This window comes from Paraburkholderia aromaticivorans (assembly GCF_012689525.1).
Taxonomy (GTDB): domain Bacteria; phylum Pseudomonadota; class Gammaproteobacteria; order Burkholderiales; family Burkholderiaceae; genus Paraburkholderia; species Paraburkholderia aromaticivorans_A.
This window is the reverse complement of sequence record NZ_CP051515.1, coordinates 385,284-412,208: the sequence shown is the minus strand read 5'-3', so window position 1 is coordinate 412,208 and position 26,925 is coordinate 385,284. Positions and strand designations below refer to the sequence as shown.

General features: G+C 63.9%; 25 protein-coding genes. 11 read left to right on the top strand and 14 right to left on the bottom strand.

What is annotated here, in order from left to right; translation table 11 throughout:
• Positions 1–23 precede the first annotated feature (23 nt).
• The gene (locus tag HF916_RS13680) at positions 24–485 is read right to left on the bottom strand and encodes a MarR family winged helix-turn-helix transcriptional regulator (protein WP_168789480.1); all 462 of its coding nucleotides are present in this window, start codon (positions 483–485) and stop codon (positions 24–26) included.
• A gap of 273 nt (positions 486–758) precedes the next feature.
• Here HF916_RS13680 and HF916_RS13675 point away from each other — a divergent pair, with 273 nt between their 5' ends.
• Positions 759–1,985, top strand: coding sequence for an NAD(P)/FAD-dependent oxidoreductase (locus HF916_RS13675; RefSeq protein ID WP_168789479.1), 1,227 nt, complete (start codon positions 759–761; stop codon positions 1,983–1,985).
• Between the two features lie 55 nt (positions 1,986–2,040).
• Positions 2,041–3,129 (top strand): alpha/beta hydrolase family protein, encoded by a 1,089-nt coding sequence (locus HF916_RS13670; RefSeq protein ID WP_206001880.1) that lies wholly within the window; start codon positions 2,041–2,043, stop codon positions 3,127–3,129.
• A gap of 11 nt (positions 3,130–3,140) precedes the next feature.
• Here HF916_RS13670 and HF916_RS13665 read toward each other — a convergent pair whose 3' ends face one another.
• Positions 3,141–3,545 carry an ester cyclase gene (locus tag HF916_RS13665; protein ID WP_168789478.1) on the bottom strand — a complete coding sequence of 135 codons (405 nt, stop codon included), beginning with the start codon at positions 3,543–3,545 and terminating at the stop codon, positions 3,141–3,143.
• Between the two features lie 103 nt (positions 3,546–3,648).
• A complete protein-coding gene (locus HF916_RS13660) occupies positions 3,649–4,821 on the bottom strand; it encodes a glycosyltransferase family 9 protein (RefSeq protein ID WP_168789477.1) in 1,173 nt (390 codons plus the stop codon).
• 397 nt (positions 4,822–5,218) lie between these two features.
• Here HF916_RS13660 and HF916_RS13655 point away from each other — a divergent pair, with 397 nt between their 5' ends.
• Positions 5,219–5,650, top strand: a complete 432-nt coding sequence (locus tag HF916_RS13655) for a PRC-barrel domain-containing protein (RefSeq protein WP_168789476.1) — start codon at positions 5,219–5,221, stop codon at positions 5,648–5,650.
• 71 nt (positions 5,651–5,721) lie between these two features.
• On the opposite strand, the gene HF916_RS13650 is transcribed toward HF916_RS13655, so the two are convergent.
• Together HF916_RS13650 and HF916_RS13645 are read right to left on the bottom strand one after the other, a co-directional pair.
• Complete coding sequence (locus HF916_RS13650; RefSeq protein WP_168789475.1) at positions 5,722–6,711, bottom strand: substrate-binding domain-containing protein; 990 nt, start codon at positions 6,709–6,711, stop codon at positions 5,722–5,724.
• A 79-nt stretch (positions 6,712–6,790) separates the two neighbouring features.
• The gene (locus tag HF916_RS13645; protein ID WP_168789474.1) at positions 6,791–8,128 is read right to left on the bottom strand and encodes a leucine-rich repeat-containing protein kinase family protein; all 1,338 of its coding nucleotides are present in this window, start codon (positions 8,126–8,128) and stop codon (positions 6,791–6,793) included.
• 292 nt (positions 8,129–8,420) lie between these two features.
• On the opposite strand from HF916_RS13645, the gene HF916_RS13640 reads away from it, so the two are divergent.
• Together HF916_RS13640 and HF916_RS13635 are read left to right on the top strand one after the other, a co-directional pair.
• Positions 8,421–9,053 (top strand): methylated-DNA--[protein]-cysteine S-methyltransferase, encoded by a 633-nt coding sequence (locus HF916_RS13640; protein ID WP_168789473.1) that lies wholly within the window; start codon positions 8,421–8,423, stop codon positions 9,051–9,053.
• Positions 9,054–9,182: 129 nt separating this feature from the next.
• Positions 9,183–9,488: a panthothenate synthetase gene (locus HF916_RS13635; RefSeq protein WP_168789472.1), complete on the top strand. Its 306-nt coding sequence runs from the start codon at positions 9,183–9,185 to the stop codon at positions 9,486–9,488.
• Positions 9,489–9,564: 76 nt separating this feature from the next.
• On the opposite strand, the gene HF916_RS13630 is transcribed toward HF916_RS13635, so the two are convergent.
• The 4 genes from HF916_RS13630 to HF916_RS13615 all read right to left on the bottom strand — a co-directional run bounded on the left by HF916_RS13630 (position 9,565) and on the right by HF916_RS13615 (position 14,483).
• Complete coding sequence (locus tag HF916_RS13630; RefSeq protein ID WP_206001879.1) at positions 9,565–10,446, bottom strand: GNAT family N-acetyltransferase; 882 nt, start codon at positions 10,444–10,446, stop codon at positions 9,565–9,567.
• Positions 10,428–11,669: a Zn-dependent hydrolase gene (locus HF916_RS13625; RefSeq protein ID WP_168789471.1), complete on the bottom strand. Its 1,242-nt coding sequence runs from the start codon at positions 11,667–11,669 to the stop codon at positions 10,428–10,430. The genes HF916_RS13630 and HF916_RS13625 overlap by 19 nt, the downstream gene beginning before the upstream one ends.
• A gap of 251 nt (positions 11,670–11,920) precedes the next feature.
• Positions 11,921–13,507 (bottom strand): alpha/beta hydrolase family protein, encoded by a 1,587-nt coding sequence (locus tag HF916_RS13620; protein ID WP_168789470.1) that lies wholly within the window; start codon positions 13,505–13,507, stop codon positions 11,921–11,923.
• A 76-nt stretch (positions 13,508–13,583) separates the two neighbouring features.
• On the bottom strand, positions 13,584–14,483 hold the full coding sequence (locus HF916_RS13615) for a LysR substrate-binding domain-containing protein (RefSeq protein WP_168789469.1): 900 nt from the start codon (positions 14,481–14,483) through the stop codon (positions 13,584–13,586).
• A gap of 197 nt (positions 14,484–14,680) precedes the next feature.
• Between HF916_RS13615 and HF916_RS13610 the strand changes: the two genes are divergently transcribed.
• Both HF916_RS13610 and HF916_RS13605 read left to right on the top strand, forming a co-directional pair.
• A complete protein-coding gene (locus HF916_RS13610) occupies positions 14,681–15,574 on the top strand; it encodes an alpha/beta fold hydrolase (protein ID WP_168789468.1) in 894 nt (297 codons plus the stop codon).
• Between the two features lie 65 nt (positions 15,575–15,639).
• A complete protein-coding gene (locus HF916_RS13605; protein WP_168789467.1) occupies positions 15,640–16,386 on the top strand; it encodes an SDR family NAD(P)-dependent oxidoreductase in 747 nt (248 codons plus the stop codon).
• Positions 16,387–16,532: 146 nt separating this feature from the next.
• On the opposite strand, the gene HF916_RS13600 is transcribed toward HF916_RS13605, so the two are convergent.
• Positions 16,533–17,240, bottom strand: coding sequence for a dienelactone hydrolase family protein (locus HF916_RS13600; protein WP_168789466.1), 708 nt, complete (start codon positions 17,238–17,240; stop codon positions 16,533–16,535).
• Between the two features lie 242 nt (positions 17,241–17,482).
• On the opposite strand from HF916_RS13600, the gene HF916_RS13595 reads away from it, so the two are divergent.
• Positions 17,483–18,829 (top strand): PQQ-dependent sugar dehydrogenase, encoded by a 1,347-nt coding sequence (locus HF916_RS13595; RefSeq protein ID WP_168789465.1) that lies wholly within the window; start codon positions 17,483–17,485, stop codon positions 18,827–18,829.
• A 63-nt stretch (positions 18,830–18,892) separates the two neighbouring features.
• Here the strand turns inward: HF916_RS13595 and HF916_RS13590 are convergent, their stop codons facing one another.
• From HF916_RS13590 to HF916_RS13580, 3 genes are all read right to left on the bottom strand, one after another.
• The gene (locus HF916_RS13590) at positions 18,893–19,921 is read right to left on the bottom strand and encodes a porin (protein WP_240975536.1); all 1,029 of its coding nucleotides are present in this window, start codon (positions 19,919–19,921) and stop codon (positions 18,893–18,895) included.
• Between the two features lie 266 nt (positions 19,922–20,187).
• The gene (locus HF916_RS13585) at positions 20,188–21,825 is read right to left on the bottom strand and encodes a methyl-accepting chemotaxis protein (protein ID WP_168789463.1); all 1,638 of its coding nucleotides are present in this window, start codon (positions 21,823–21,825) and stop codon (positions 20,188–20,190) included.
• A gap of 204 nt (positions 21,826–22,029) precedes the next feature.
• On the bottom strand, positions 22,030–22,797 hold the full coding sequence (locus HF916_RS13580; RefSeq protein WP_168789462.1) for a DUF899 domain-containing protein: 768 nt from the start codon (positions 22,795–22,797) through the stop codon (positions 22,030–22,032).
• A 107-nt stretch (positions 22,798–22,904) separates the two neighbouring features.
• Here HF916_RS13580 and HF916_RS13575 point away from each other — a divergent pair, with 107 nt between their 5' ends.
• The gene (locus tag HF916_RS13575) at positions 22,905–24,125 is read left to right on the top strand and encodes a helix-turn-helix domain-containing protein (RefSeq protein ID WP_168789461.1); all 1,221 of its coding nucleotides are present in this window, start codon (positions 22,905–22,907) and stop codon (positions 24,123–24,125) included.
• A 32-nt stretch (positions 24,126–24,157) separates the two neighbouring features.
• Positions 24,158–24,790: a Vgb family protein gene (locus HF916_RS13570; protein WP_168789460.1), complete on the top strand. Its 633-nt coding sequence runs from the start codon at positions 24,158–24,160 to the stop codon at positions 24,788–24,790.
• A 49-nt stretch (positions 24,791–24,839) separates the two neighbouring features.
• Here the strand turns inward: HF916_RS13570 and HF916_RS13565 are convergent, their stop codons facing one another.
• A complete protein-coding gene (locus tag HF916_RS13565; RefSeq protein WP_168789459.1) occupies positions 24,840–25,730 on the bottom strand; it encodes a LysR family transcriptional regulator in 891 nt (296 codons plus the stop codon).
• Between the two features lie 118 nt (positions 25,731–25,848).
• On the opposite strand from HF916_RS13565, the gene HF916_RS13560 reads away from it, so the two are divergent.
• Positions 25,849–26,727: an SDR family oxidoreductase gene (locus HF916_RS13560; RefSeq protein WP_168789458.1), complete on the top strand. Its 879-nt coding sequence runs from the start codon at positions 25,849–25,851 to the stop codon at positions 26,725–26,727.
• Positions 26,728–26,925 lie beyond the last annotated feature (198 nt).

Sequence of the window (26,925 nt, the reverse complement as noted above, 5' to 3'; positions counted from 1 at the left end):
GCATGGATCGCATGATCCGCCGCTCATTCCCCGTTCTGGACCGCTTTGACGAGATTGTTGCGCAGCGTCACGATCGCCTTCTGCACTTTCGAGAACTCATCCGGCGCGAGGCCGGTTGCCTCGACGAGGTCCATGTTCAGGCCTTTTTCGCGCAAGCGCCGGCCACTTTTCGTGAGACCCACCCGCACCTGACGCTCGTCTTCAGGGTCCCGCTGTCTTTCCACATAACCCGCCGCCTCCAGCTTCTTCAGGATCGGCGTGAGCGTGTTGGACTCGAGGAACAGCTTCTCGCCCAGACTGCTGACGGTCTGGTCGTCCTCCTCCCACAGCGCAATGATCGTGATGTATTGCGTATACGTCAGCCCGAGCTCTTCGAGAATCGGCTTGTAGGCCTTGCCGAATGCCAGGTTTGCGGAATAGACCGCGAAGCAGAGGAAGTCAGAGAGCTTCACATCCGTGGAAGCGGGTTGGTCGGTCGATTTCATCTGCATCCTCGTCGGGTAGAGGCTGGCGCCTCGCTACCAGCATCATACATCGCATGCGATTATATCGCAGTCGCTCAAACGGCTCGAACACCCGTCCCGCGTGGAGCACTTGCGGATCGCGAAGCCGTGCCGGGTTGGCGGAGGAGCACTGACGATCGGCTTTAGCGTCCCCGTCGGCGCGAGTAAGCTACGAGCGCGGACAATCATGACCCTGAAATCGGCCGCTGCGCCGAACACTTGAAGGTCCACACAGGTTTCCCTTGGGAGAACGTCTTGAAGCGGATCGTGGTGATCGGCGCGGGCTTCGCCGGACTGTGGAGCGCGGTGGGCGCGGCGCGCAAACTCGACGAACTGCGCGTTCCCGCCGATCAGGTGGAAGTGGTCGTCATCAACGGCACGCCGTATCACAGTATTCGGGTGCGGAACTACGAACAGAATCTGCATGAGACGCGCGTGCCGCTCGCCGATGTTCTGGGGCCGATCGGCGTGCGGCTCGTCGAAGGCGCAGTATCCGGCATCGATTCGGCCAACGGCAGCATCACCGTTCAGACCCAAGGGCCGACGCAGACGCTCGCCTACGACCGGCTCGTCATCGCGGCGGGCAGCCAACTCGTCCACCCCGATATTCCCGGTTTGACCGAGCACGCGTTCGACGTCGATACGTTCTCAGGCGCAACGAAACTCGCGGCGCATCTAAGCGGATTACCGTCGCTCGCGAGTGCGGCGAGTCCGTTTACGGCCGTCGTGGTCGGGGCCGGCTTGACGGGTATTGAACTGGCGGCCGAACTGCCGGCGCGGTTGCGCGGCATCGCGGGCGACGCGCATCACGACGCCGTGCATGTCGTGCTGGCTGATCGCTCGGCGAAGATCGGCCAGGCGATGGGCGGCGCGCAACCGGTCATCGAGCGCGCCATGGACGCCCTCGGCGTCGAGATGCTCGCCGGCGTGTCCTTGCAATCGGTGGACGCCGACGGCGTCGAGCTCACGAATGGCAGGCACATTGAAGCGGCCACGGTGATCTGGTGCGGCGGCATGCGCGCGAACGCGTTGACCGCGCAAATCCCCGTGACACTCGATCCGCTTGGACGCCTTCCGGTGGATGCCTTCATGCGCGTGGAAAACGTACCGCATGTATTCGCTGCCGGTGACTGCGCGCGCGTGTTGATCGACGGCGCGCGGCCATCCGTCATGTCGTGCCAGCACAGCCGGCCGATGGGACGCTACGCCGGTCACAACGTCGTCTGCGATCTGCTCGGTGGCGAGATGCTGCCGCTTCATATCGACTGGTACACGACCATTCTCGATCTCGGTCCGTGGGGCGCCGTGTACACGGAGGGCTGGGACCGGCATCTCGTGTCCGAAGGCGACGCCGCCAAAGCGACCAAGCAGACCATCAACTGCATACGCATCTATCCGCCGCGCACGGGCCTTCGAGACGACATCCTGCAAGCTGCCGCGCCTGTCGTGCAGACACCGCCGCCAACAGCCGCGGCTCGTTGAACCTGCGGAGTTCACGAACGACGCTAATCAACCCTTTGTCGGAAAGAGGCAAAAGATGAAGACCGCTCTGCTGACAAAGCGTGGATTGATCCGTCCGATATCGGCGATTCTGTGCGGCTGCATGGCTGTGTGGTCGGCCGTCACGTTCGCGCAATCGATCCAACCTGGCGCACCGTATCCGGTCGGGATGAAACAGCTGGAATACATCGACACAGCGCAGGGCAACCGACACCTCGCGCTCACGCTGTTCTATCCCGCCGTACCCGCCGGTTCGGCCACGCCGACGCGCATGGTTTTCTTCACCAACCTGCATCTCTACAAGAACGCCGACATCGTGTCCGATGGAATAAAGCGGCCGCTCGTCATGTTCTCCCACGGACATGGCAGCAACGGACTTTACTATGCCTGGTTTGCGGAGTATCTGGCGTCGCGCGGCTATATCGTGGCCACGTTGTATCACTACCGCGCCAACACGTATGACGCCACGATCATGTACACGCGAAGCAAACTCTGGCAGCGCCCGGTCGACATCAGCAAGGACATCACCTTCCTTCTGAACGACAAACGCTGGGGAGCGCATATCGATCCGGATCGGATCGGCGTCGCCGGTCATTCGCAGGGCGGCTTCACGTCGCTCTGGATTGGTGGCGCGATGGTGAATCCGGACAAGTACCTCGCCTATCAACAGGCCTGGAAGAACAACGAACTGGCGCCGGCCTCGCTGCGCAAGGAATTGCCGCTCGATGCCGCGCCGGCGCTCAAGGTGTACGACCGCCGCATCAAGGCGGTTGTCGCGATGGCGCCCGGTGATCTACAGGGTTTCGGCATGGATGAGGAAAGCGTGGCGCAATTGAAGGTGCCCGCTTATATCATCGTGGGTGCGAGGGACACGCAGGCGCCGCCCAAAGAGAATGCCGAATTCGCCGCGAAATACGCGCCGCACACGCAACTGGATGTGATGCCGGGTCCCGTCGATCATGAAATCTTCGCCAACGAATGTGACCAGTATGGCAGGGACACGTGGCCGGAAATGTGTATCGATGCACCGGGCGTGGATCGCACCGAACTGCACGCCTACATTGGCAATGCGGCGCTGAAGTTCTTCGACACCAATCTGAATGTGACGCGGAGCCCGAAAAACTAACGGCTCAACGTTTAAGCGGCGCCGGCGGATTCGAGCTGCGCTTCGATGGCCGCCTTATCTATCACTGACCATACCTGCTCGATCTTTCCATTGCGGAATTGATAGAACACGTTCTCCGTGAAGGAAACGCGCTTCCCGTTGACGGCGAGACCGAGGAACGCGCCCTTCGGCGTACAGGCGAAGCCGAGCCGGCTGGCTATATAAGGCGGATCCGAAATCAACAACTGGATGTTGAAATAAAGGTCCGGAATTTCACGGAAGTCTCTCTCCAGCATCTCGCGATAACCAGATAAGCCGATGCGCTGGCCGTTGTAGTGCGCGTCGTCGTCGACGTACTGCCCGAGGTTCGGCCAGTCCTGTTTGTTCAGGCAGCCAATGTAATCCCGGTAGAGGTTGTAGAGGTCAGGCGTGTCCACGGCAATTGCTCCGTCCTTGTACAAGGTCCGTGCTGCGAGGCAGGCAGAATTGAAATTCTACCGCCGTGGTTAACGGCCCGGAAATCGCAGCGACGGCACGACCTCAGGCTGCCGCGCCGACTTGCGCCCGCTGCGTGCCGACCGCCTCCAGCACCGCTTGCACGACCCGCTCGACGCTCGGCCAGTTCCGCGCGTGTTCGCCCGCCACATACTGCTCAGGCGACACGCTGCGATACGGCGGCGGATAACCCCAGATGGCATCGTGCCGATCGGGTTTGGTGATGCTTCCGCCAATCACGGCGACGGTCGGACGGCGAAACGCGGCCGCGATGTGCATCAGCATCGACGAGTTCGTCAGCACGACGCCGGCCTCTTCGGTGAGAGCGAACATGACGCGCATCGGCACCTCGCCCGCCAGCGAGCGGACCGGCACGCCCGGACCCGTCGCGGCGATCGCCTCAGCGGCGCGCGCCTGATCCGCTTTGCTGCCGACGATCACGATATCGCACGCGTCGCCGGCTCGTTCCAGTGTCTGCGCGATTTGCGCGAGCGCGACGCCGACCAGGCGCGCGTCCCATGCTTTGGTCGGCACGCCGGCCCCGACGCCGACGATCAACCGCACGGTACGGCGCCCCGGCACGTTGCCCGCATTCCAGATTTGCGCGGCGGTGGCGCGCTCGTCGTCGGTCAGGAACAGTTGCGGGCGCGCTTCCGGCAGCGCCGTTGCGCCGAGCAGTTCGCCCTGCGCGAGCGCGGCGCGGCCGCATTGCCGGGCCGCGAATTCGATAAACGCCTGGCACCCGCTCCAGCCGCCGCGATAGCCGCGCACGCCGATGCGATACCGCACGCCCATGCGCATCATCAGCAGCGCGCCCATGTAGCTGCCGAGCACGTCGATACCCACATCAAAGCCGCCGCGCGCGCGCAGCGCGGCGACCTGCGGGGACTTCCACAGAAAACGCAATACGTTGCCGTGCGAGCGGTCCTCGACCAGCTTGTTGTTCCAGGGCGCGTCGATCTCCACGATCTCGTCGACGAAGGGATTGTTCTCGAGTATCGGACGCCCCCAATTGCCTACGCCGGCGATCAGGCGCGTCGTCGGAAAACGCTTGCGCAGCGCCTCGAAGAGCGGCGTGGTGGTGAGCAGTTCGCCGAAATCGTTCGGGCGCAGCACGAGAATCTCGCGCGGCGTGTCGCGATCCGGATCGAACCGTGGCGGGTAGAAGCGGCCCATCAACCAGACCGGCGTTTCGATCAGCAGACTTTTCCAACCCATTGTTTCTCCAATGCGGCAGGTGGCGGTCGCCGTCGCCGCGCATCGGTTCGCGCCGGCAGGCGCGCCGGGCGCAGGCGCCGCCCGGATATCACGCCGATTGTGCATCGTTGCCGCAACGCGCTCTGTGGCCGGGCGTACAGAGCCGTGGACTGTGTATGCGTCCGCCGCGTCGAATCCAGCCGGTCGATCTTGCCGCGTCGCCAGCGAATGCCGCCGGGGACGCCATCCGATTCTGCGCCTCGCTATCAGCAGGCCTCGACCGCCCGGCGATTTGCGCGGCCGGCGAACACCATCAACAGGCCGGCCGCGGCCAGCCGCGGCGCCGCCCGGGCACGTCACGTGCTTGCCCATACCGAGGTATGAAGCTGACTGCTGGACAGACAACAAGGAGCCGAAGATGAAAGCAAGAACACTGATCTGCGCGACCGCCCTCGCCGCGATCTGCGCGTCACAAGGCGCCTACGCGCAGATTGCCGGACTGCAACCGCTCGGCGGCACGGTCGAGCAAACCAATGCGCTGCTGAAGGGCTGGAGCGTGCGGCGCGCGCTCGTCGACGAGCCGGTCTACAACGATCTGAACGACAAGATCGGCAGCATCTATGACGTGATCATTTCGCCGGACCGCAAGGCGACGTATGCGGTCGTGTCGGTGGGCGGCTTCCTCGGCATGGGCAAGCACTATGTGGCGATCCCGGTCGATCACTTCGAGATCCGCGACGGCAACCTGTTCCTTGCGGGCGCGACGAAGGATGCGCTGAAGTCGGTGCCCGAGTTCGAATACAACAAACTCGAAAAAGCGACCAAGCCGCGCAAGGTCAAGGCGGAATAATCGACGTGGCATGGGCTGATGCGAGCGTGAGACCGCTCACGTTCGCAGCGGCCTTGCGACGGCTCGCATTTTTAGTGATTCGCGGCCGTAACGAGTTGCAGCGGCGTTTCGATCACGCTCGACAATTCGCTCTGCTTCCTCTGTTCGGTCACCGCCTTCAAGGCCACGTCGACGCCGAATACGGCTTGCCGCGCGGCGAACTGATCGATCGTGGCGAGCACGCGGCCATCGGCGATCAACGGCTTGATCGCATCGATATCGTTGTAGCCGGTGACGTACACGCCGCCGGTTCTGCCCGCATCGCGAACCGCGTCGACCGCGCCCATTGCCATATTGTCGTTGCCGCACAGCAGCCCGCGGATCTGCGGATGATCGCTGAGCATCTTCGAGGCGGCGTCGCGGCCCTTTCCATACTCCCACTCGCCGCCCTGAACGGCGACGATGTTGATGCCCGCCGCGTTCATTGCATCCCTGCAACCGTCGGTGCGTTGCTGTGCATTGCGATCGGCTGAACTGCCTTCGATAACGCCCACCTGATCGCCCGCCTTGAGCCGCTCCGCCAGATAATTGCCCACCTGCTGGGCGCCCTTGCGATTGTTCGGACCGACGAACGGCACGGAAATGCCGGCCGCGTCCTGAAACGCCTCGTCGAGCGGATTGTCGATCGAGACCACGATGATGCCCGCCTTGATCGCGCGCGCGACGACCGCCGTCAGCGCCTTCGAATCGGTCGGGGCAATGACGATCGCGTTCATCTTCGCCTTGATCATCTCCTCGACCATGCGGATCTGCCCAGCCGTTTCGCTTTCGGTGGCCGTGCCACGCACCGTCAAATCAAATTGCGAGGCGTAATGCTGCTGGTAGTTCTGCGCGGCGTTCGCCATCGCCACCGTGAATGGATCGCCAAGCGACTTCAGCACGAGCGCGATCTTGAGCTTGCTGCCCGGCGTGACCGCTGCATCTGCCGCGCCGCCGATGCCGGCCGCAGCCAGCGCGCCGGCAAACACCACGCGGCGACGCATCCCCCAGGAGGACCTCCTTCGGGGCGTCTTCTGCATCATCGAATCTCTCCTTCTGGGCCGCGCTGACGAATCGCAGTATTGCACTCGGACGAAACGCGGCCATCGCGCTGCCCGCCGTTCATCGATCGCCCATCAGCGCGAGCAAACGCGCGGTGATTTCATCGAACAACGGCCGGCTGCCGATCGCCTCGCTCAAGCAATTGTCCTTCAACTCCACTAAGAGCGCCCGAATGTTCGCCTGCGCCTCGGGCCAGTCGCATCGTTCGAGCAACTCTTCGAGCAGACAACCGTAGGCTCTGACTTCGAGGCGCTGCAGCGCGACGCCGACGCTCCCATCGCCCAAAGCATAGAACGATGCCGCGCCGAAATCCCCCAACAACGCGCGCCCTTGTCCGCCGTACAGGATATTGTGCGCGTACAGATCGCCATGCATGATGCCTTGCTCATGCAGATGACACGCCGCCGACGCGATGCCATACGCAATACCGAACGCTGAAGCCATATCGAAGCGTGTGTCGGCGTCATAGATATCGCGCGTGCAGGATTCGAGGCTCGGCGGACCGGCGAGGTTGGTGAATTGCGGATCGATCAGTTCCATCACGAGACCGTGCGTGTCGGCGGGATGATCCTTCACTTTCCCCGCCACCGGGATCAGGTTCGCATGATCGCCCGCGCGAATACAGGCTGCCATTTCGCAGTCGGGCAAACCATCGCTCGTGACCGCGCCCTTGAACAGTTTCACCGCGACAGAGCGGGACGCGCCGTGCCGACCCGCAAGCTCCGCGCGATAGATGACACCCGAAGCGCCCTCGCCCAACGGCGCTTCGAGTTTCAAGTCATGCCACGAAATCGCGGCGCTCGGCGTGTCGATCAACGCCGCCGCTTCGAGCGCTTCGCTGAACGGATTGCCGGCGTACGCCAGCCAGGACAGCCGCGGCAGACGCAGCAACCAGGCAGGCAGTCCACTGAGCCGATTCGCGGCGAGACGCAGCAATTCGAGCTGCGAACAGGCGGCCAATTCCTCGGGAAGCGTTCGCAGACGGTTGCCCGCCAGCATCAGCTTTTGCAATTGCGTACAGCCGCCGATTTCTACAGGCAACGCTTCGATCTCATTGTCCGTGAGGATCAACCAGCGCAATTGCGGGGGCAGCGCTTTGCCGGATACATGCCGAATGCGGTTGGCCTTGAAGCCGACCATGCTCAATTGCGAGCACTGTCCCAGCACTTCGGGCAATTCGGTGAACGGGTTGTCGGAGCCGAAGAGAATGCGCAGCTTGTGCAGACGTGGCAGATCGTCGGGCAGCGAGGTGAGCGCGTTGCCCGACAGGTCGAGAACTTCCAGCGTGTCGGCGAGGTCGAAAATCTCGCGCGGAAATTCAGTCAGGCCGCAGGCCAGTTTCAGCCGGCGCGTGCCCGCGAGCTGGCCGGCCCGCAATTGATCAAGTGTCGTCGTCACAGTCGTGGAAGAGAGGTCCGGTTGCCGGTGCGCTTCATATCGAAGGTATCAATTCTACTGAGTCGCGAGCCTGGCGCGAAAACGGTTGAAAAGGGTTGTACAGTAATGCATCGTCCCGTCCAGAACAACGAGCCGCCTGACCGACATCGGTCGCGAGGAATTGGACAGCAAGATTCGGAGCGCCTTCAGAGAGAACGAGGCTCACACTGTCGGATATTCGGCGCGCCTGGCGCGCGTATTCGCAGACTCGCCTTGCAGCATCTGTGCCTCCAACCAGTCAGGAGCAAGCAAAGTGACATACGCCTACAAGTTGATGGACTCGCCCGTCGGCCAGTTGAAACTCGTTGCAAACGGCGAGCGCCTCGCCGCCATTCTGTGGGAGCACGACAAGCCAAACCGGGTGCGTCTTGGCGAACTGATCGAAGCAAACGACCGGCCTGTGCTGATCGAGACCGAACGGCAGTTGAACGAGTATTTCGCCGGCACGCGGCATGAATTCGACCTCCCGCTCACCTTCCAGGGAACGGACTTCCAGAAGCAGGTGTGGGCCGCGCTGTTGACCATACCGTTCGGCCAGACGCGCAGCTACTCGGAAATCGCAACGCAGATCGGCAACGTCAATGCGGTGCGGGCGGTCGGCGCGGCGAACGGCAGAAATCCGATTTCCATCGTGGCGCCGTGCCATCGGGTGATCGGCGCGTCTGGCGAATTAACCGGGTTTGCGGGGGGATTGGCGAACAAGATGCTGCTGCTGTCGCTCGAGGCTGGACAGACTTCGCTCGAAGCGGACGCGGACGGGCAAGCGGATATGTTCGCGGTTGAAGAAAAGACCGAGACCAAGGCTCAGGTCAAATCCGAAGCTCAGACGAAACCCGCGCGCCACGCGCCGAGCCGCGGCACGCAAGCGTCGTTGTTCGGAAATTAACCGGATGCAGGGTCCGCAGCGGTAGCGGACTCACTGCGTCGCGTTGAACGCTTCGTGATAGATCGCATTGCCGTCCGCATAAAGCACCTATCCTTAAGAAGCCCTTTGGGCGTCAACCAGGAGGATGACATGCGCATGCTTCTCAACATACGAATCCCGCACGAACCGTTCAACACCCTGGTGCGTGATGGCACCGCCGGGCAAGTGATCGGGAAAATACTGGAAGAGATAAAACCGGAGGCCGTCTACTTCACCGAGCAGAGCGGGGCTCGCGGTGCAGTGGTCGTGGTGGATGTCGACAGCGCATCGTCGATTCCCGCGCTGGCGGAGCCGTGGTTTCTGAAATTCAACGCCGACTGCGAGATGCGCATTGCAATGTTGCCGGAGGACCTGATGAAAGCCGGACTGGAGAATCTCGGCTCGAAATGGAAATAGTGCTTGTTATCGGCGGTTCGCGACGTGGACCGCCGATGGTTGCACAAACAAACAACCAGGCATCATCGTGCTGTGATCAGCCCAGCTCGAACGAAGTCACGCCGAACACGCGTTCAATAGATATGGCGGGCTGCTCCCGCGTGTACATCCGCGCGGTTTCGAACACGCTCGTCATGCCGTGCCGCTCGGCCAACGCAATCGCATCCACGTTGATCTCCGGCACATCGAAGAAAAATACCTCGCCCGCGATGCTCGACGTCAACGCAGAGAACAGGCGGCCGGCAATCTCGTCGTTATCGGCGAAGAGCGGGCCGATCTTGTAACCCGTCAGGCAACGCCGCACTACGCCGTAGCCCACTACCCGGCCGTCGCGCACGGCGACTCGCGCAAGCGCGCCAGGCTGCGCGAGCCAGGCAGCGAGAAAGCGCTCGCGCGCCGCGGGAAAGCATTGTCGATCGTAGTCGTTCAACGATTCGAAGGGCAGCGCCGAAGCATGCAGCAAGTCCGCGTCGGGCTCGCCCTGCGCGATGTCTTGCGCAACGCCTTGAAAGCGGATGTTGCGATAGGCCAGCTGAAATCCGGACTTCCTGTAGTTCGCTTGCTGAGCGACCACGCCGTCCAGACCGACATTGCGGTTTCGCAAATAGTCCATGCCGTGCTGCCAGACGCGCATGCCGAAGCCTCGACCGCGAAACGCCGGTTTCACGATATATAGGCCGATAAAGCCGAAGTCCTCGCCGTACGCAACAGCGGATAGACACGCCACCGGTTCGCCGCGCCATTCGCCGATGAAAAACCCGTCCGGGTCGGCCGCACGAAAGCAGTCCGCATCGTGCAGACCGGGGTTCCATCCTTCCTGCGCGGCCCATTCGACCGCCAACGCGACGTCCTCGGCCGACATCGTGCGCACGACGAAATCGGCCGGTTCGTTCACGTTCGTCACGATCGTTTCGCCCATTGTTCCTCCAGAATCGCCGCGGCAGCCGTGGCCGCGACCTGGCAACCGAGAACGATGTGCGCCTCGGCCGTATCCTCGATGAAATCGTGGCTCACGCCGCCGATGCTCGGCACGAACATCATGCAAGCCGGCATGCAGCGGGCGATGACCTGCGCGTCGTGCGCGGCGCCGCTCGGCATGCGGATCCATTGGCCGGGTGCCACCGCATCGGCGGCGCGGGCGAGATGGTCCGCGAGCGCCGCGTGCATGGTCACCGGTTGCATGGGTTCGTCGATGGTCGTCAGCGCGACGCTCACCGAGCCGCGCGCGTTGAAGTCCCGTACCAGCCCGGCGAGCCTGTCTTCCATCGCCTGCAAACGCGCGGCGTTCGCGTCGCGGAATTGCAGGGACATCTCCGCCGCGCCAGGCACGACGCTCAGCGAGCCGGGGTCGATGTCGATGCGGCCCACCGTCCAGACGGTATCGGCATCCGCGAGTTGCGCGAACGCTTCGTTCATCTGCGGGATAAAGGCGACCAGCGCCGCGCCGGCGTCGCGCCGGATCGCCATGGGCGTTGTGCCGGCATGGTTGCGCTGCCCCGTGAAGCGCAGCCGCAATTCCCGAAGCCCGACGATCGTGGTGACGACCCCGACGGACTTACCAGCCGCTTCCAGCCGGCCGCCCTGCTCGATATGCGGTTCGAGATAGGCGACCTGCCGGCCCGGCTCGAAGCGCGCACGCGGCCGCCCGGCCAGACCCGCAGTGGCGAGCACCTCTTCGAGACGCTGGCCTTGCCGATTCGTGGCGTCGCGAATCGCCTCGTCGACGTTATCGCCCACAAAGCTGCGGCTGCCGAGCAAGCCGGAAAACGTACCCTCTTCATCGATCCACGATGCGACGTCCACCGCGAAGTGACGCGTCGACTCGTTTTCCGCGAGCGCGCGCGCAATCTCCAGGCCGTAGATCACGCCCATCGCGCCGTCGAGCCAGCCGCCGGTCGGCTGCGTGTCGGTATGAGAGCCGATCACGAGCGCGGGCCCGCTTTTGCGCGAGCGTCCGAACACGGTCCCCACGCCGTCGATCACGCCCTCGAGCCCGGCCTCCGTCATGCGCCCGGCCAGCCATTCGCGCGACGCCAGATCCACCGGCGAAAGCGCCAGCCGAACGACGCCTGGGCCGGTGGCGCCGAAACTGCGTAGCCGCTTGAGATCGGTCAGCAACCGGTCCGGATCGATCCTCACCACGTTCTCATCTCCTTCGATTGTCGGTAAATGGGCACATCGAGAAAATGGCCCAGACGGTCGCGCCACGCGGGCAACTGCGCGCGCGGCGCTTCGTGGTGCGTACTAAAGTGGCTATGGACGCAGTTCGCAGGAACCGCATCTCTCGTCACGGACTCGGTCGTCACGGTTTTTCCCCGCCAGATTCGTTGTCTGCGCATGATAGCCGCACTTCGCGACCCTCGCTTAGGGTGAAATTTCAGCCTTGCACGCGCTCAGAACTGGGCGAAGAACGCCCGCGCCGCCACCATGCAGAACGACGCGACCAGTTCGCCGTGATAGGCCCGCAGCACCGCTGACGCGCCGCCGTCGGTCGCACCACGGGCCACGGCCTGACTCGCGACCTCTGCCTTCGCGCCCGCGAATCCCTGCTTGACGCGCGCATACGGATCGTCGGGCCCGACAACGGGCGAGTCCACATCCAGCACGGACGTGAGCCCCGCGGGCACGTTGGCGTTCTGCCAATATGCCTGCTCGATGCGCGCATTGAAAAAGAACACCGTGGGATCCGACTTGCCGCCGCACATCAGAACGGGCGCACGCGGCAGCCAGTTGCGCAAGTCGTTGCGCTTGAACGCCTGGCGCAACGGATGCAGCGGATTCGCTGCCGGTTTCATCGCAAGGGTCGGGTTGGGAAACGCACCATCGGGATTGGCGGCGACGTCCTCCAGCAATGTCAGGCGATAGGCGTTGCGCACGAGGTTGGCATTGCCGAAGCCCGCGGCAAAGAGCGGTTTCAAGACAGGCGGCGTCAACGGCGGCGAAGCAGGCGGCGTCATCGACGCGAACTGCGGCGTGGGCGGCACGCTGCTGAAGAGATGCGCGGACGGCAGTTTGCCCGTGGTGAACAGCGTGTTGAGCGGCTGCAGGCTCGGCAGCAGCGTTTCGATAGCCGGCGCGTAAGCCGCTTCGTAGAAGTCGCCGGGCTGGCGGTAGATATTCCCGTAAGCATGCTGATAGCCCGTCACGATTAGCGTCGAGAAGAGCGTCGCGCCCAGGTTGACCTCGCCTTCGATGAGTGCGTCGGCGGTGGCGGCAAGTGCGTACGGCCCCGAACCCGGCGCGGACGCGGTCACCTTGACGCCGGCCGCCTGCAGCGCCCGATGCGTTGCCATTGCAACGAAGCCGCCTTGCGAATAGCCGGTGACGAACAGCTTGCCATTTTCGCGCGTGCCGACTTCCGGCTTCATGTCGGCTAGCGTCACGCGCGCCGCCCGCAGCGAGTCGATCACATCGGCGGATTGCTGGTCGGCATTGAGATACGGGTGGTACGGGAGATCGGAGCCGGCGTAGCCCGCATAGTTGGTCGCCACCACGATATAGCCTTGCGCCGCATACATGGCCGCCACGATGATGCCTTCCCCGGCGCCGTCGCCGTTGCCCGGGTCCGTTCGCGTGATATCGGCGAGGTTGTAGTTGCGATACGCGGTGGTGCCGTGTGTATAGAGCATCAGCGGAAGCGGTCCGCTGCATGCCGCCGAACTTCCCGACGGGATCATCAACGCGCCGCTCGCGTGAGTGGGTTCGCCCGCGCCACCGAGGGTCCGGTAGCGAAAGCTTACGATCTCGACGCCGCACGCGGGCGCGCCGGCAATCCGCGCAAGCTGCTGGCCGCCCGCGCTCGACGCGAGCAATTTCGCAAACTCCGCGGCGCTTTGCTTTAACGTGACGTGATGATCGAGAAGCTGGCCGCGGGAATTGCACGCTTCGCCGCATCGGGAGTCGGCAGGCGCATTGGCACACGCCCCCAAGGCGAAACATGTCAGCAACCCGAGGGCCGCGTTTCGGATAGCTACCCACATGTGAGGCTCCGTCTTGTTGGTATGACGACGAGTGGCGGCCTTGCAGAGTGAGACGAGTATAGGTAAACCGGCCGGCTCAGCGCGATTCGTCCCTCGCGTGCGCCATCAACTCGTCGGCCCTCGAAAGAAACAGCTTCAGCACCGGCGATGTATTCGACCTGCTATAGCCGATCACGAGATCGACGGTCGGCGTCTCACCTTCCAACGGCCGGCTGACCACCGACCACGGCAGCAGGTTGGTCGCATACTCGGGCATCAACGCAAGGCCGCGCGTGGAGGCGACCAGCGACATCGCCATGGCCAGGTTGTCGACGCCATGCTCGGGCGTGACCGTGATGCCGCTCTCGTGCAGATAGCGCTGGATCACGTCGTGCAGCACGCGCGCCTTGTTCGACGCCATGATGAAGGTCTCGCCGGCGAAATCCTCCGGACGGATCGCGCTGCGCTCGGTGAGGCGATGGTCGCTCGGCATGAGCACGATGAGCTTCTCGCTACTGACCACCCGATAGTCCAGATCGAAGCCCGGTTCGGCACGCAAAAACGCAAGGTCGAGCTTGCCGCGCGCGAGCGCGTCGGCGAGGTCCGGCGAATAGTGGCTCGACACCGTGACGTCGATATTCGGCAGTTCATCGCGCAACACCTGCATGGCGCGCGGCAGCCATGTCATTTCCTCGCCGGTCAGAAATCCCAGCGCGAAAACCTGCTTGGAGGGCCGCGCGGCACGGCGTGCGGCTTCGGTGGCGGCGTCGACTTGCGACAGCGCGAGCCGCGCGTGGTCGAGGAAAGCCTTGCCCGCCGCGGTCAACTCGACGCCGCGCGCGCTGCGGCTGAACAACTCCGCGCCGACCTCGTCTTCCAGATCGCGAATCTGGCGGCTCAGCGACGGCTGCGACGTGTGCAGACGCCGTTCCGCCGCCACCGTCAGGCTGCCCGTTTCGGCGACAGCCACGAAGTACCGCAGATGTCGAAGCTCCATAAAACCTCTGTGAGTCTTCCTTCGAATGGTATGCCTGACAGGCATGCCCATCAGCCTACAAAGTCTTTTCCCTTTGCGCAAGCCCCTACTACATTACCCCTCATGCAGCGCGACGAAGGACCGCTTAATCAACACCACGGCCTTTCGACACGCGCCCGCGCTCCATGCCTTTCATCTATATCGCCGAGGAACCGAAAATGAACCAGACAGCTTCGAACGAAGCCGCCGCGACCCGCCACACGCATCAGACCGCGCCGACCCGGTATGTCGACGCGAATGGCATCCGCTTCGCCTATCGCCGTTTCGGCAAGACGGGCGGCGTGCCGCTCGTGTTCAATATCCATTTCACCGGGACGATGGACCACTGGGACCCGGCCGTGACCGATGGCCTTGCGCAGGATCGCGAAGTCATCCTGTTCAACAACGCCGGCATTTCGAGCACGTCCGGCGACGTGCCGGAGTCGATCGAAGAGATGGCCGCCAACGCCGCCGCGTTCATCAAGGCGCTGGGCCTCAAGCAAGTCGACGTGCTGGGCTTTTCGATGGGCGGCCTGATCGCGCAGACGCTGGCGATCGCCGAACCGGCACTGGTGCGCCGTGTGATCCTGGTCGGCACCGGCCCGCGCAGCGGCGAGGCGATGCAATCGCTCACGCCCGAGGCTCAAGAGATTTTCAGCGCTGCGTATGCACGACCGGATCATCTGTGGCTGCGCGTGCACTTTTCGCCGTCGGATGCGAGCCAGACCGCCGGCCGCCGCTTCCTGCAGCGCTTCCGCCAGCGTAGCGAAGGACGCGACCCCGAGGCCAACGAGAAGGTCGCGCCGGCCCAACTCGCCGCGCTCGCCAAATGGGGCGCGCCGCGTGAAAACCCCTTCGACTATCTGAAGGCCCTCAGGCAGCCGACGCTCGTCGTCAACGGCGACCACGACGTGATCATCTACTCGATCAACTCGTGGATTCTTCAGCAGAACCTGCCGAACGCGCAGTTGATCATCTATCCCGATGCGAACCACGGTTCGCTGTACCAGTATCCGGAGCGTTTCGTGGCCCATGTCGCGCAGTTCCTCGCCGAAAGTGGGTCCGCGGTCTGAGCATACGGCCCTGCGTTCACCACCTTGATTGCCTTGCACTCGAATCAACTTGACGGAGTTTCACCATGAACGACCTCACAGGAAAAACCGCGCTCGTCACGGGCGCTTCACGCGGCATCGGCCGCGCCAGTGCCCTCGCGCTCGCCCAAGCCGGCGCCCAGGTGCTGGTTCACTACAGCAGCGGCGAGAAAGAAGCCGATGCCGTGGTCGCGGAAATTCGCGCGGCCGGCGGCAATGCGCAGAAAGTCGCCGCGAATCTGCGTGCGGCCGATGGCCCGCATACGCTCGCCAAACAGGTGCGCGCCGTGATCGGCCATCGGCTGGATATTCTGGTGGCCAACGCCGGGATTTCGAAGGGGGTCAGCATCGAGGACACGACCGTCGAAGACTTCGACGATCTGTTCGCCGTGAACGTGCGCGCGCCTTACTTCCTCGTGCAGCAGTTGCTGCCGGTGATGTGCAAGGGCAGCAGCGTGGTGCTGCTGTCGTCGCTCGCGGCGCGCGCCGCGGTCGGCACGCTGTCGGCCTACGCCGCCACCAAGGGCGCGGTCGATACGCTCGTCAAGCATTTCGCCGCCGCGCTCGGTGAACGTGGCATTCGTGTGAATGCAGTGGCGCCGGGTGTCGTCGAAACCGATATGTCGAACTTCACGAAGACGGACACGGGACGCGCGGCGACGCTGGGTATGCAGGCGCTCAAGCGCGTGGCGCAACCGGATGATATCGGCGGCGCCGTGGCCTTTCTCGCCTCGGATGCCGCGCGGTGGATTACCGGCGAAACGTTGCATGTCGACGGCGGTTCGAAGCTCTGAATCCGTGAACGCGATTCGGTTTGAGATCGCGCCGGGAAGACTTTCTGGAATGCCGTCCCTGCATGGCGGCATTCCGTGAGTCTTCGCCGGCGCGACTTGGTGCGCGCCAGCCGGACGGCGCGCGCCTCAAGCGGCGAGCGAGCCGCTTACTTCCACAAAGTGCGGCCGAAGAACGTCAGCGTGCGATCCCAGGCCAGTTGCGACCACACCGGATCGAACTGCGTCCTGGGGATACGGCCCGGGCCGACCGCCGTTTCGTTCGAGAACCCGTGGTGTGCGAGATAGCGGTAAAACTCGACGTCGACATTCGCGTCCTTCAGTTTGCTCTCCAGCGCGTCGACCGTTTCAGCCACGAAGAACTCGTCTTGCAACGCCCAGTGGCCAATCAGCGGCGCCTTGATTTTCGATGCGTCGATATATTCCAGCGGCGGGAAACCGTACCAGACCACGCCGGCCGACACTTCGGGGATATTGCATAGCGCGAGCAAGGTCAGCGCGCCGCCCATGCAAAAGCCCGTCACGCCGACATTCGTCGCGTGCTGCTTCAGATACTGGACCGCGCCGCGCACATCCTGCGTGGCGGCGTCGCCGAAATTGAGCCCGTCGAGCAGATGGTGGGCTTCTTCCTCTTCGACCGTCGTTTTGCCTCGAAAGAGATCGGGCACCAGCGCCAGATAGCCGGCCTGCGCGAGCCGGTCAGCCACACCGCGAATCTGTTCGTTGACGCCCCACCACTCCTGAATCACGACGATGGCGGGCGCGCCCTCCAGCTTCTGCGGCTTGGCGAGATAGCCCTGGATCTGCTGGCCGTCGGGCCGGCTAAAGGTGATCATCGAACCTGCTGTCTGTGTCATCAGTTGCTCCTCGAAGTAGACGAAAGCGCTAGCATAGTCCTGACGCGGCAGGTTCTGCTCGCCCGCTGCCGCGTCCGGCCGGTCGGTACGAACAGCGCGCTGCGCAGCGAAGGAATCTGCCGCTGGGCGTCAGCGGTTTTAGGGGTAGACGCACTAACAGGATGAGCGATTCAGGTGTCAGGCAAGCATCTTGCTGAACTTACCGACAATAGGTCGAACATCTTCAATGTCGGGAGCGTGGGATGCGTCAGTTACACCGCTTTGCCTTGTTCATGCTGTTGCCGCTCGCCGCGTGCGCCGCAGGTCCGTCGAGTTCCATCGATACCGGCTTTGGCCCGTCACCGGTATTGCCCGCGCCGGAATCGTCGCTGGTTACCACGGTCAATATCGCGCCCGTTCAGGCGCGGACCACCGACTTTCTCCCAACTGCGCCAAATGGCTTCGTCGTGACGGAATTCGGCCGCGGGCTGACTCATCCGCGCTGGCTCTACCCGTTGCCGAACGGCGATGTACTCGTGGCGGAAAGCAACACGCCGCAGCAGCACGACGAAGGAAGCGGCGTATTCGGCTGGATCAGAAAAAAGGTCATGAAACGCGCGGGAGCGGGCACGCCGAGTCCCGACCGTATCGTGCTATTGCGCGATACCACCGGCAGCGGCGTCGCCGATCAACAGACCGTGTTCCTCCATGATCTGCACTCGCCGTTCGGGATGGCGCTGATTGGCAATCAACTGTATGTCGCCGATACGGACGCCATTCTGCGATTCGACTACACGCCCGGCGCGACGCAGATCGCAACACCTGGCGTGAAGGTGGCTGATTTGCCGGCTGGGCCGATCAATCATCACTGGACCAAAAACATCCTGGCCGACCGTTCGGGCAAGCATCTCTACGTGACGGTGGGATCGAACAGCAACGCGGGAGAAAACGGCGCCGACGCCGAAGCAGACCGCGCACGGATTCTCGAATTCGACGTGGCGTCGGGCCAGATGCGGCCCTTCGCGACAGGCTTGCGCAACCCCAACGGACTGTCCTGGCAGCCGGAGAGTGGCGCACTGTGGACCGCCGTCAACGAGCGCGACGACCTGGGCAACAACCTCGTGCCGGATTACATGACTGCCGTGAAAGACGGCGCGTTTTACGGGTTTCCCTACAGCTATTACGGCCAGCATATCGACACGCGCGTCAAACCTCAGCGCCCCGACCTGGTCGCCACGGCAATCGCACCGGACTATGCGCTCGGCAACCATACGGCATCGCTCGGACTGGTTTTTTACGACCGGACGCTGTTCCCCGCGCATTACCGTGGCGGCGCTTTCGTCGGTCAGCATGGCTCGTGGAATCGCAAGCCGTATAGTGGCTACAAGGTGGTGTTCATCCCCTTCGCCGATGGCCGACCGGCAGGCGCTCCGGAAGATTTCCTGAGCGGCTTTCTCACCGCCGAAGGTCACGCCGTGGGTCGGCCAGTCGGTGTCGCGGTGGATACGCGTGGGGCGCTGCTGGTGGCGGACGACGTCGGCAATGCGGTCTGGCGTGTCGCGCCGCGTACCGATACCGGCGCGGCAGCCGGTACGCCGCCAGTTCAATGAGCGCATCCGCCAGCCGCTTGCCGGCATAACAACGGACGATCCGCGGTAGTCTGATCGCGCAAATCAGAAGCGCTCCAGCACGCCAAGCTGAACGCCCTTGACCGGCGCACCGGGATACGCGACCGGTAGCCCGGTCACGTTGACCCCGCGCAGGGTGAAGCTGGCATCGTCGTGATTCGCCAGATAGGCTCCGCTGAAATAGAACAGCAAAGTCCGCGAAAAGTTGTATTCGAACGCCACGCTGAACTGGTCGGCGCTCGCGCCGGCGCCGGTATAGTCGCGCACGTGCGCATAGCCCAGCGACGCGCGAGCATCTGGAGAAAGACTGTACTGAGCCGACAGCGATCCACCCGCGCCGTGATAGAGCGGCGTGCCGCCATCGCCGTTGAAGAACGCGAGCCACACACGCACCTTGTCGATCGCGTAGGTCGCGCCACCGAGATTCGCCCGCAGCGAGCCCGCGCCGTGGGTCTGCTGGCGCGCGTATAGCAGCCTGAGGTTGTCGATCTGATAGGCGGCGGTGACGTAATACCCGTCGATGCCGTTGCCGTCATTCTCCGATGGATCACGCGTGGCCGTCATCACAGTCGCGCTGAAGCCGCCGACGACCGGCGAGAAATACGCGATCGCGTTGCTGGCGTAGGGCGTGATCTTCGACAGGTTGTTCAGTCCGGACGCGATCGTGCCGGCCCCGAACGCATCGAGGTCGCCCTTGAAGGGGATATAGATGGGTGAATATTGCCGGCCGAAACGCACCTCGCCCCAGCCGTTGCGCGTGCCGATCCACGCCTGACGGTTGAATAGAACACCCGGAGTCTGAAGCGTACCGTCGGCCGAGCTAAAGCCGTTTTCCAGCGTGAAGATGATATCGGTGCCGTTGCCGAGCGACTCGCTGCCCCGCAAGCCGACCCGCGAACCGCGATAGGCACCCGAGTCCATACGTGGGGTCCAGCCGGACCCCGGGTCCGTTATTTCGAGGCTGGTGTCCAGCACGCCATACAGCGTGACGGTGCCCGCGCCGCCATCGGAGGCCGCCACGCTGTGCAAGCAAAATAACAGCGCCGCGCCGCCTACGCCCGCGCGCCAGCCCACGCGACGGCTCCAGGCGGCGACCGGCGCCACCGGATCGCACGTTCGTCGCGGCTTGTCGAATAGAGTTTTCGCGGCGCCGACCAGATGCAGTCCTCCATAGGCACGTCGAACGTGTGTTCCGGAATGAGGACGCCCACCGCCGCATCACGAGTGGAATGTGAACGGGTGTTGAACGGTCCAGCAGCCAACATAACAGACCTGAGCCGGTTTGCAATTTTCAGCGCTGTGAATTCAGAGCGTTCTGGCGCGCCTAAGGTGCACAACGTTCAAACGACGGCTGCAAATCCGCGCGCTTCTTTCGCTGTCGGCCGATGGACTCGCAACGGCCCGGTTCCCTCGCCGGAACCCTGCTGCTGCAAGTTGAACTGGCTGATCGACACTTGCAGCAGCCTCGCCTGTTCAGTCAGCGTCTGCGCCACCGCCGCGGCCTGCTCGACCAGCGCCGCGTTTTGCTGGGTCACGCTATCCATCTGCGCGACGGCGTCGCCGACCTGATTGATGCCGGCGCTTTGCTCGGCGGCCGCCGCCGCGATATCGCGCATGACGCCCGACACTTTCGCAATGGCCTCGCGCGCGGAGTGAATCGTCGCGCCGGTTTGGCCGACGAACTCGGCGCCGGTCCCGACCTTGTCCACCGCGCGGCTGATCAGCGTGCGGATTTCCTTTGCTGCCGCCGCGCTGCGCTGCGCGAGCGTGCGAACCTCGCCGGCGACGACCGCGAAACCACGCCCCGCATCGCCGGCCCGGGCCGCTTCCACCGCCGCGTTCAGCGCGAGAATATTGGTCTGAAACGCGATGCCTTCGATGACCGAGATGATCTCCACCATCTTGTGCGATTCCGTCGATATCTCCTGCATCGTCGATACCGCTTGCGCCGCCATCTCGCCGCCACGATTGACGATCTGCTCAGCGCCGGCGGTCAGTCGGCTCGCTGTCTGAGCGTTCTCCGCCGTTTGTCGGACCATTGCCGTCATTTGCTCCATGCTCGCCGCGGTTTCCTCGAGCGACGCCGCCTGATTCTCCGTGCGCGCCGACAGATCCGTGTTGCCGCCAGCAATCTCACGCGCGCCCGTCGCCACTTTGTCGGCTGCGCCCTTGATCTGCTCGATCGTGTGGGCGAGCGCGTCGCGCATAAGGTGCATGGTATGCAGCAGGCTCGACTCGTCGCCGTCACGGAGGCTGATGGGAATGGCGAGGTTGCCCTGGGTAATTTCGCCGGCCACTTGCGCAACGTAGGCCGGGTCGCCGCCAATCGTGCGCCGGATGCTGCGATTGGTCAGCGAGACAAGCGCGGACAGCAGCAGCGCGACGCCGGCAAAGATTCCGCCGACGAAATACAGCGACTCCTTGAACGCGGCGTCGATGTCATCCACGTAAGCGCCCGTGGCGATGATCCAGTCCCACGGCGCGTAACGCACGACGTAGCCGATCTTGCCGACCGCGGCGGCGGGCGGGTCCTGCGGATGCGGGAACACATAATCGACGAAGCCGCCGTTCGGCTTCTGCGCGACCGCGGCGAACGTCACGTAGTGGTGACGGCCGTCGGCATCGGCGGTGCCGGCGAGATCCTTGCCGTTCAACGCAGGCTTCATCGCATGCATGACCATGTGCGGTGTCGAATCGATGACGAGAAAATAGCCGTCCTCGCCGTAACGTATGCCGCGCAGCCGTTCGAGCGCCTGCCGGCGGGCGTCCGCTTCGCTGAGCGCGCCGCTTTGCGCCAGCGCCGCATATTCCGTCACGATGCCGAGCCCGACATGCGCCACGTTCACCAGATCGTTTTTGCGCTCCTCGATGCGCGTCTGCCGCGACAGCCAAGCCGCCGACACCGACACGGCGAGAAGTGCCACGAGGCTGACGACCAGCGGCAGCCAGAGCTTCTGTGTAAAACTGAATCGGACCATGCACGCGCCCCACATCGGTATCGAATGATCGAGCCGGGTCTCATCATGGCAAGAGGTGCCGATATTGGAATCGGCGCGCCGTTGCATGAATGCGACCACCCGATTCAGTTATCGGCAAGCGCGTGCATGTTATGTGTAGAGACAAACCCTTTGCGGGGAGTCAGTGAGCCTGAGCTACCGCAATGCGTTCGGCCCGCAGTTTCCTCAGTGCTTCTCGTACTCGTCATGCCGACGCCACCACACACCCGTTTCGTTACGTCCCTTGGGCGCGCGGTCGAGCCACTGATACATGCCCCACAGTGCGTCCACACCGCGTCCGTAAGTGGAATACGTGTGGTACACGACGCCGTCTTCGAGCACGAACGCGCTCATGCCGGGCCGGTCGAGTGAATACGTGGGCGCGTCGGTTCCGCAGGCGGTCGCGAACTCGACCACGGGCGCCGGCGCCGGTGTCGCATCCATTGCATGGCCGCCGCGCTGGTAATTGTATTCGACGCATCCTTCGCGCTGCTGCTGCTCAGTGAACGAGACGTTGATGTCGAAGTTGAAGTCGCTGCCCGCCGACGACGCCCACGGAAACGTCCATCCCATACGCCGCTTGTACGCCTGCAGCTTCGCGAGCGGCGCCCGCGATACCGCCGTCATTGCGACGTCGTGATTCGCCAGATGGACCACCGAGCCGTCGAACCCGTCCGCGACCGCCGAACACGACGGACAGCCCGCGGCGTAGTCGGGGCCGAACATGAAGTGATAGACGAGCAACTGCGAGCGTCCCCGGAAGAGATCAATCAGCGAGGCGCTGCCTTCATCGGTCTCGAACCGGTACGCCTTGTCGATTCGAACCCAGGGCAGCGCTTGTCGCTGCCGGACCAGTTCGTCGCTCTGCCGCGTGAGCGCCTTTTCCGCTTCGAGCAGTTCGAGCCGCGCGCTCAGCCATTCTTCCCGTGTGCCGATGCTGTGTTTCGTCGTCATGCTTGCCTCCTTGCTTCGCTATGCGAAGTGCTGTGGGTGGGTCGTGCTAGATTAGCCCCGGGCTTCGAACGACGGGAGTGACAAGTGTGGCGTGATTCACCTCGACCATGGACTCGCTAGTCACGGCGGCGGCGCGCGCGCTCGCCGCAGGTGATCCGCTCGGCGCGTTGAATCGCGTCGCCTTGCGCGACGACGCGCCCGCGCTCGCGCTGCGCGGCATCGCCATGGCGCAACTCGGCGATCTGGTACGGGCGAAGGCGCTCTTGCGAAGCGCCGCGCGTGCCTTCGGTGCGCGAGAGCCGGTGGCCCGCGCGCGATGTGTCGTCGCCGAGGCCGAGATCGCACTCGTCTCGCGCGATCTGAACTGGCCCACCAAGGCCCTGGAAGCCGCACGCGCCACGCTCGAAGCCCATGGCGACCGTCTCAACGCCGCGCATGCGCGCTATCTGGCGGTGCGGCGCCTGCTGCTGATCGGGCGTCTCGACGAGGCAGAACGCGCGCTCGCCGGGCTCGACCCTACGCCGTTCCCACCGTCATTGCGAACCGCACACGAACTGGTGGTGGCCGGTGTTGCGCTGCGCCGCCTTCAGACCAAAGCGGCACGCGCCGCACTCGAGCGAGCCCGGCGCGCAGCGGGTCTTGCGGGTATCCCTGCCCTGACGGCGGAGGTCGACAACGCCGCGCTCGTTCTGAACACACCCGCGGCGCGACTGCTCGCGCGCGGCGAGGAACGTCCGTTGCTGCTCGACGAGGTGGAAGCGCTGCTGGCATCGAAGGCATTGATCGTGGACGCGTGCCGTCACGTCGTGCGCGACGCGGGCGCGGTGATCTCGCTCGCCAGCCGACCGGTGTTGTTCGTGCTCGCCCGCGTGCTGGCTGAAGCATGGCCTGAGGACGTATCGCGCGACGTGCTCGTCGCGCGAGCCTTCAGGGCCAAGGCCGCCGACGAATCGCATCGCGCGCGCCTGCGGGTCGAACTCGGGCGGCTGCGTTCGGTGCTTCGCACAGTGGCCGGCGTGAGCGCGACGCGGCGCGGGTTCGCGCTGGTGCCGCGACACGCGCAAGAGGTGGTCGTGCTGGCGCGGCCTGTCGAGGACAAACATGCGCCCGTGCTTGCCTTGCTCGCGGACGGCGAGTCGTGGTCGAGTTCGGCCCTCGCGCTCGCGCTCGGCGCGAGCCAGCGCACCGTGCAGCGGACCCTCGATACGCTCGCGGCGCAAGACAAGGTGCAGTCGCTGGGCCGAGGGCGCGCGCGTCGCTGGATGACTCCGCCCATGCCCGGATTCACGACGACCTTGTTACTCCCCGCTCCGTTGCCGATTGATTAGGATGGCAACACGAAAACCACGAGGGACAAGTCATGAAACGATCAGCCGCCGAAATCATCAACGAGTACGGACCTTTTGCGGGCATAGAACACGTGCATGGCGTGACGTACGACGGCCAGCACGTCTGGTTCGCGACGGGCGACGCGTTGAACGCGCTCGATCCGGAGAGCGGCAAGACAGTCCGCTCGATCGATGTCGCCGCGCACGCGGGTACGGCCTTCGACGGCCAGCATCTGTTCCAGATTGCCGAGGACCGTATCCAGAAGATCGATCCCAAAACCGGCCGAGTGCTCGCCACGATTCCTGCGCCGGGCGGCGGTGCGGACTCGGGACTTGCGTGGGCCGAAGGGACCCTGTGGGTCGGACAGTATCGGGAGCGCAAGATCCATCAAGTCGATCCGCAGACGGGGGCGATTCTGCGCACCATCGAGTCCAATCGCTTCGTGACCGGCGTCACCTGGGTCGACGGTGAGCTTTGGCACGGCACGTGGGAGGGCGATGAAAGCGAATTGCGGCGCATCGATCCGCGCACCGGCGAAGTTCAGGAGCGGCTGGAGATGCCGTCCGGGGTCAGCGTGTCGGGACTTGAGTCCGATGGCGCCGATCGGTTCTTTTGCGGCGGCGGAAGCAGCGGCAAGGTGCGGGCGGTGCGGCGGCCTAAGTGAAGTTGTGGCTGGGCGCCGATTCGGCATGCAAACCGTGGTCGGCACCCCGTTACCCCGTCTTCCGCTCGCGTCCCGGCAAGTCCTGCAACATATCCATAAACGCCCGCACCTTGGCGCTCAGCAGACGCCGCGAGTTGTACAGCGCCCATATCTCAACCGGCGGCCCATCTTCCGCGCCCCAGCAAACGAGCCGCCCTGCCGCCACGTCCTGCTCGACCAGCAACTTGGGCAACAGCGCCGCGCCCACCCCATCGAGCACAGCGTCGCGCACCATCAGCAGCGATGAGAGCCGCAGCACCGGCGTCGGCGAGAGCGACCTCAGACCGCCTTCCGTGCGTACGCTCCAGATCGCACCCGCCGATGCCGCAGCCAACACGACCGCAGGCACCGCCAACGCGGCAGCGTCGCCGGCGGTCCTGGAAGGTATCGACATCGTGGGCGCCGCGACCACGAGCCGTTCGTCGCCGAGAATGCGCCGTCCCACGAGTTGCTCGTCGCGCGGCGGATCGATGCGGATCACCAGGTCGTAGCCGTCCTCCACCGGATCGACGACGCGGTCCTCCGCAATCACCTCGAGCTCGACCTGCGGATAGGCCAACGCAAAACGTGTCGCGATCCGAACCAGCACCACGTGCGCGAACACGACCGGCGCGCTGATCCGCAATCGTCCGCGCGGCACTGGCGCGCGTGACGCCACCGCCTCACCCGCCTCCAGAATCTCGGCCATCAACCCCCGCGTGCGCTCGTGCAGCACGAGACCTTCTTCGGTCAGCCGCAGCGTGCGCGAGCCTCGCTCGATCAGCCGCACACCAAGCGTTTCCTCCAGTTCCGCCACGCGCCGCGACAGCGTCGCCTTGGGGCGGTCCAGCGCCCGGCTGGCCGGGCCGAAGCCGCCGTGCAGCGCAACCGCATTGAAATCGGCCAGTGATGTCAAATCCATGATCGTTCCAAATATGAGACGAGATGTCTGGATTTTTGCACTTTCGCTTCTTAAATGGAACATCTATTGTGTGTCTACGGGCTGACTTCCAGCCCATCCAACCCGAAGGAGAAAAGTCATGGCAATCCTCGTAACCGGCAGCACGGGCGTAGTTGGGAAGCAGGTTCTCGAACATCTAAGCGGCAGCGGCACGCAAGTTCGCGCGCTGACTCGCACGCCGGCGAAAGCGCAATTCCCGGACGGCGTCGCCGCGGTCCAGGGCGACCTGTCCGACGTGGACGGATTGCGCCGCGCGATGAACGGCGTCAGCACGCTGTTCCTGCTCGCACCCAACGCCCCGGACGAACTGACACAGGCGTTGCAGACTCTGAGCGTGGCGCGCGAAGCCGGCGTGAAGGGCGTGGTGTATCTGTCGGTGTTCAAGGGCGCCGAGTATGTCGACGTACCGCACTTCACCGGAAAGCACACGGTCGAGCGCATGATCGAACATTGCGATCTGCCGGCCACCGTGTTGCGTCCCGCGTATTTCATCCAGAACGATGTGCGCCAGAAAGAGCCGCTGCTGACGCATGGCGTGTACGGCATGCCGATCGGCGCCAAAGGTATTTCGATGGTCGACGTGCGCGATATCGGCGAGGCCGCCGCACGCGAACTGCTGCGCCGCGAGCGGGCCGCAAGCCGCTTGCCGCGCGAGACGTATGAACTGGTCGGGCCCGACGCGATCACGTCGGAAACCGTGGTGTCGATCTGGGCTGAAGCGCTGGGACGCACCGTGCGCTACGGCGGCGACGACCTCGACGTGCTTGAACAGCGTTTGAAGGCAGCCGCTCCGGCCTGGCTCGCTTACGACATGCGTTTGATGATGGGCCGCTATCAGCAGGACGGCGCGGTCGCATCGCAAGCGCAAATCGATCATCTCGCGACGCTGCTCGGCCGGCAGCCGCGATCTTATCGGGACTTCGCGGTAGATATGGCGGCGGTATGGGCGAAAAGCTGAGCGGTTGAATCGGGCGATCAGGCAATTGGTTGCCCGATTCAACGCACTGCTGCTTTTGAATAAGCGGATTGACTGTCGGAGTTTCAAAAGCCATCAATTAACCACACGCTCAAGTTTTTCTCTTGCGCTGTCGTATACCCGGCATGCGCCGTGTGCCACATCATTCACGCCGCATAACCAACGCTAATTTTTAGCAGA

Coding starts and splice junctions, on each gene's coding strand:
- HF916_RS13680 (WP_168789480.1), bottom strand. CDS start 485: ATGAAATCGACCGACCAACCCGCTTCCACGGATGTGAAGCTCTCTGAC.
- HF916_RS13670 (WP_206001880.1), top strand. CDS start 2,041: ATGAAGACCGCTCTGCTGACAAAGCGTGGATTGATCCGTCCGATATCG.
- HF916_RS13660 (WP_168789477.1), bottom strand. CDS start 4,821: ATGGGTTGGAAAAGTCTGCTGATCGAAACGCCGGTCTGGTTGATGGGC.
- HF916_RS13655 (WP_168789476.1), top strand. CDS start 5,219: ATGAAAGCAAGAACACTGATCTGCGCGACCGCCCTCGCCGCGATCTGC.
- HF916_RS13650 (WP_168789475.1), bottom strand. CDS start 6,711: ATGATGCAGAAGACGCCCCGAAGGAGGTCCTCCTGGGGGATGCGTCGC.
- HF916_RS13635 (WP_168789472.1), top strand. CDS start 9,183: ATGCGCATGCTTCTCAACATACGAATCCCGCACGAACCGTTCAACACC.
- HF916_RS13630 (WP_206001879.1), bottom strand. CDS start 10,446: ATGGGCGAAACGATCGTGACGAACGTGAACGAACCGGCCGATTTCGTC.
- HF916_RS13620 (WP_168789470.1), bottom strand. CDS start 13,507: ATGTGGGTAGCTATCCGAAACGCGGCCCTCGGGTTGCTGACATGTTTC.
- HF916_RS13615 (WP_168789469.1), bottom strand. CDS start 14,483: ATGGAGCTTCGACATCTGCGGTACTTCGTGGCTGTCGCCGAAACGGGC.
- HF916_RS13610 (WP_168789468.1), top strand. CDS start 14,681: ATGAACCAGACAGCTTCGAACGAAGCCGCCGCGACCCGCCACACGCAT.
- HF916_RS13605 (WP_168789467.1), top strand. CDS start 15,640: ATGAACGACCTCACAGGAAAAACCGCGCTCGTCACGGGCGCTTCACGC.
- HF916_RS13600 (WP_168789466.1), bottom strand. CDS start 17,240: ATGACACAGACAGCAGGTTCGATGATCACCTTTAGCCGGCCCGACGGC.
- HF916_RS13595 (WP_168789465.1), top strand. CDS start 17,483: ATGCGTCAGTTACACCGCTTTGCCTTGTTCATGCTGTTGCCGCTCGCC.
- HF916_RS13585 (WP_168789463.1), bottom strand. CDS start 21,825: ATGGTCCGATTCAGTTTTACACAGAAGCTCTGGCTGCCGCTGGTCGTC.
- HF916_RS13580 (WP_168789462.1), bottom strand. CDS start 22,797: ATGACGACGAAACACAGCATCGGCACACGGGAAGAATGGCTGAGCGCG.
- HF916_RS13575 (WP_168789461.1), top strand. CDS start 22,905: ATGGACTCGCTAGTCACGGCGGCGGCGCGCGCGCTCGCCGCAGGTGAT.
- HF916_RS13570 (WP_168789460.1), top strand. CDS start 24,158: ATGAAACGATCAGCCGCCGAAATCATCAACGAGTACGGACCTTTTGCG.
- HF916_RS13565 (WP_168789459.1), bottom strand. CDS start 25,730: ATGGATTTGACATCACTGGCCGATTTCAATGCGGTTGCGCTGCACGGC.
- HF916_RS13560 (WP_168789458.1), top strand. CDS start 25,849: ATGGCAATCCTCGTAACCGGCAGCACGGGCGTAGTTGGGAAGCAGGTT.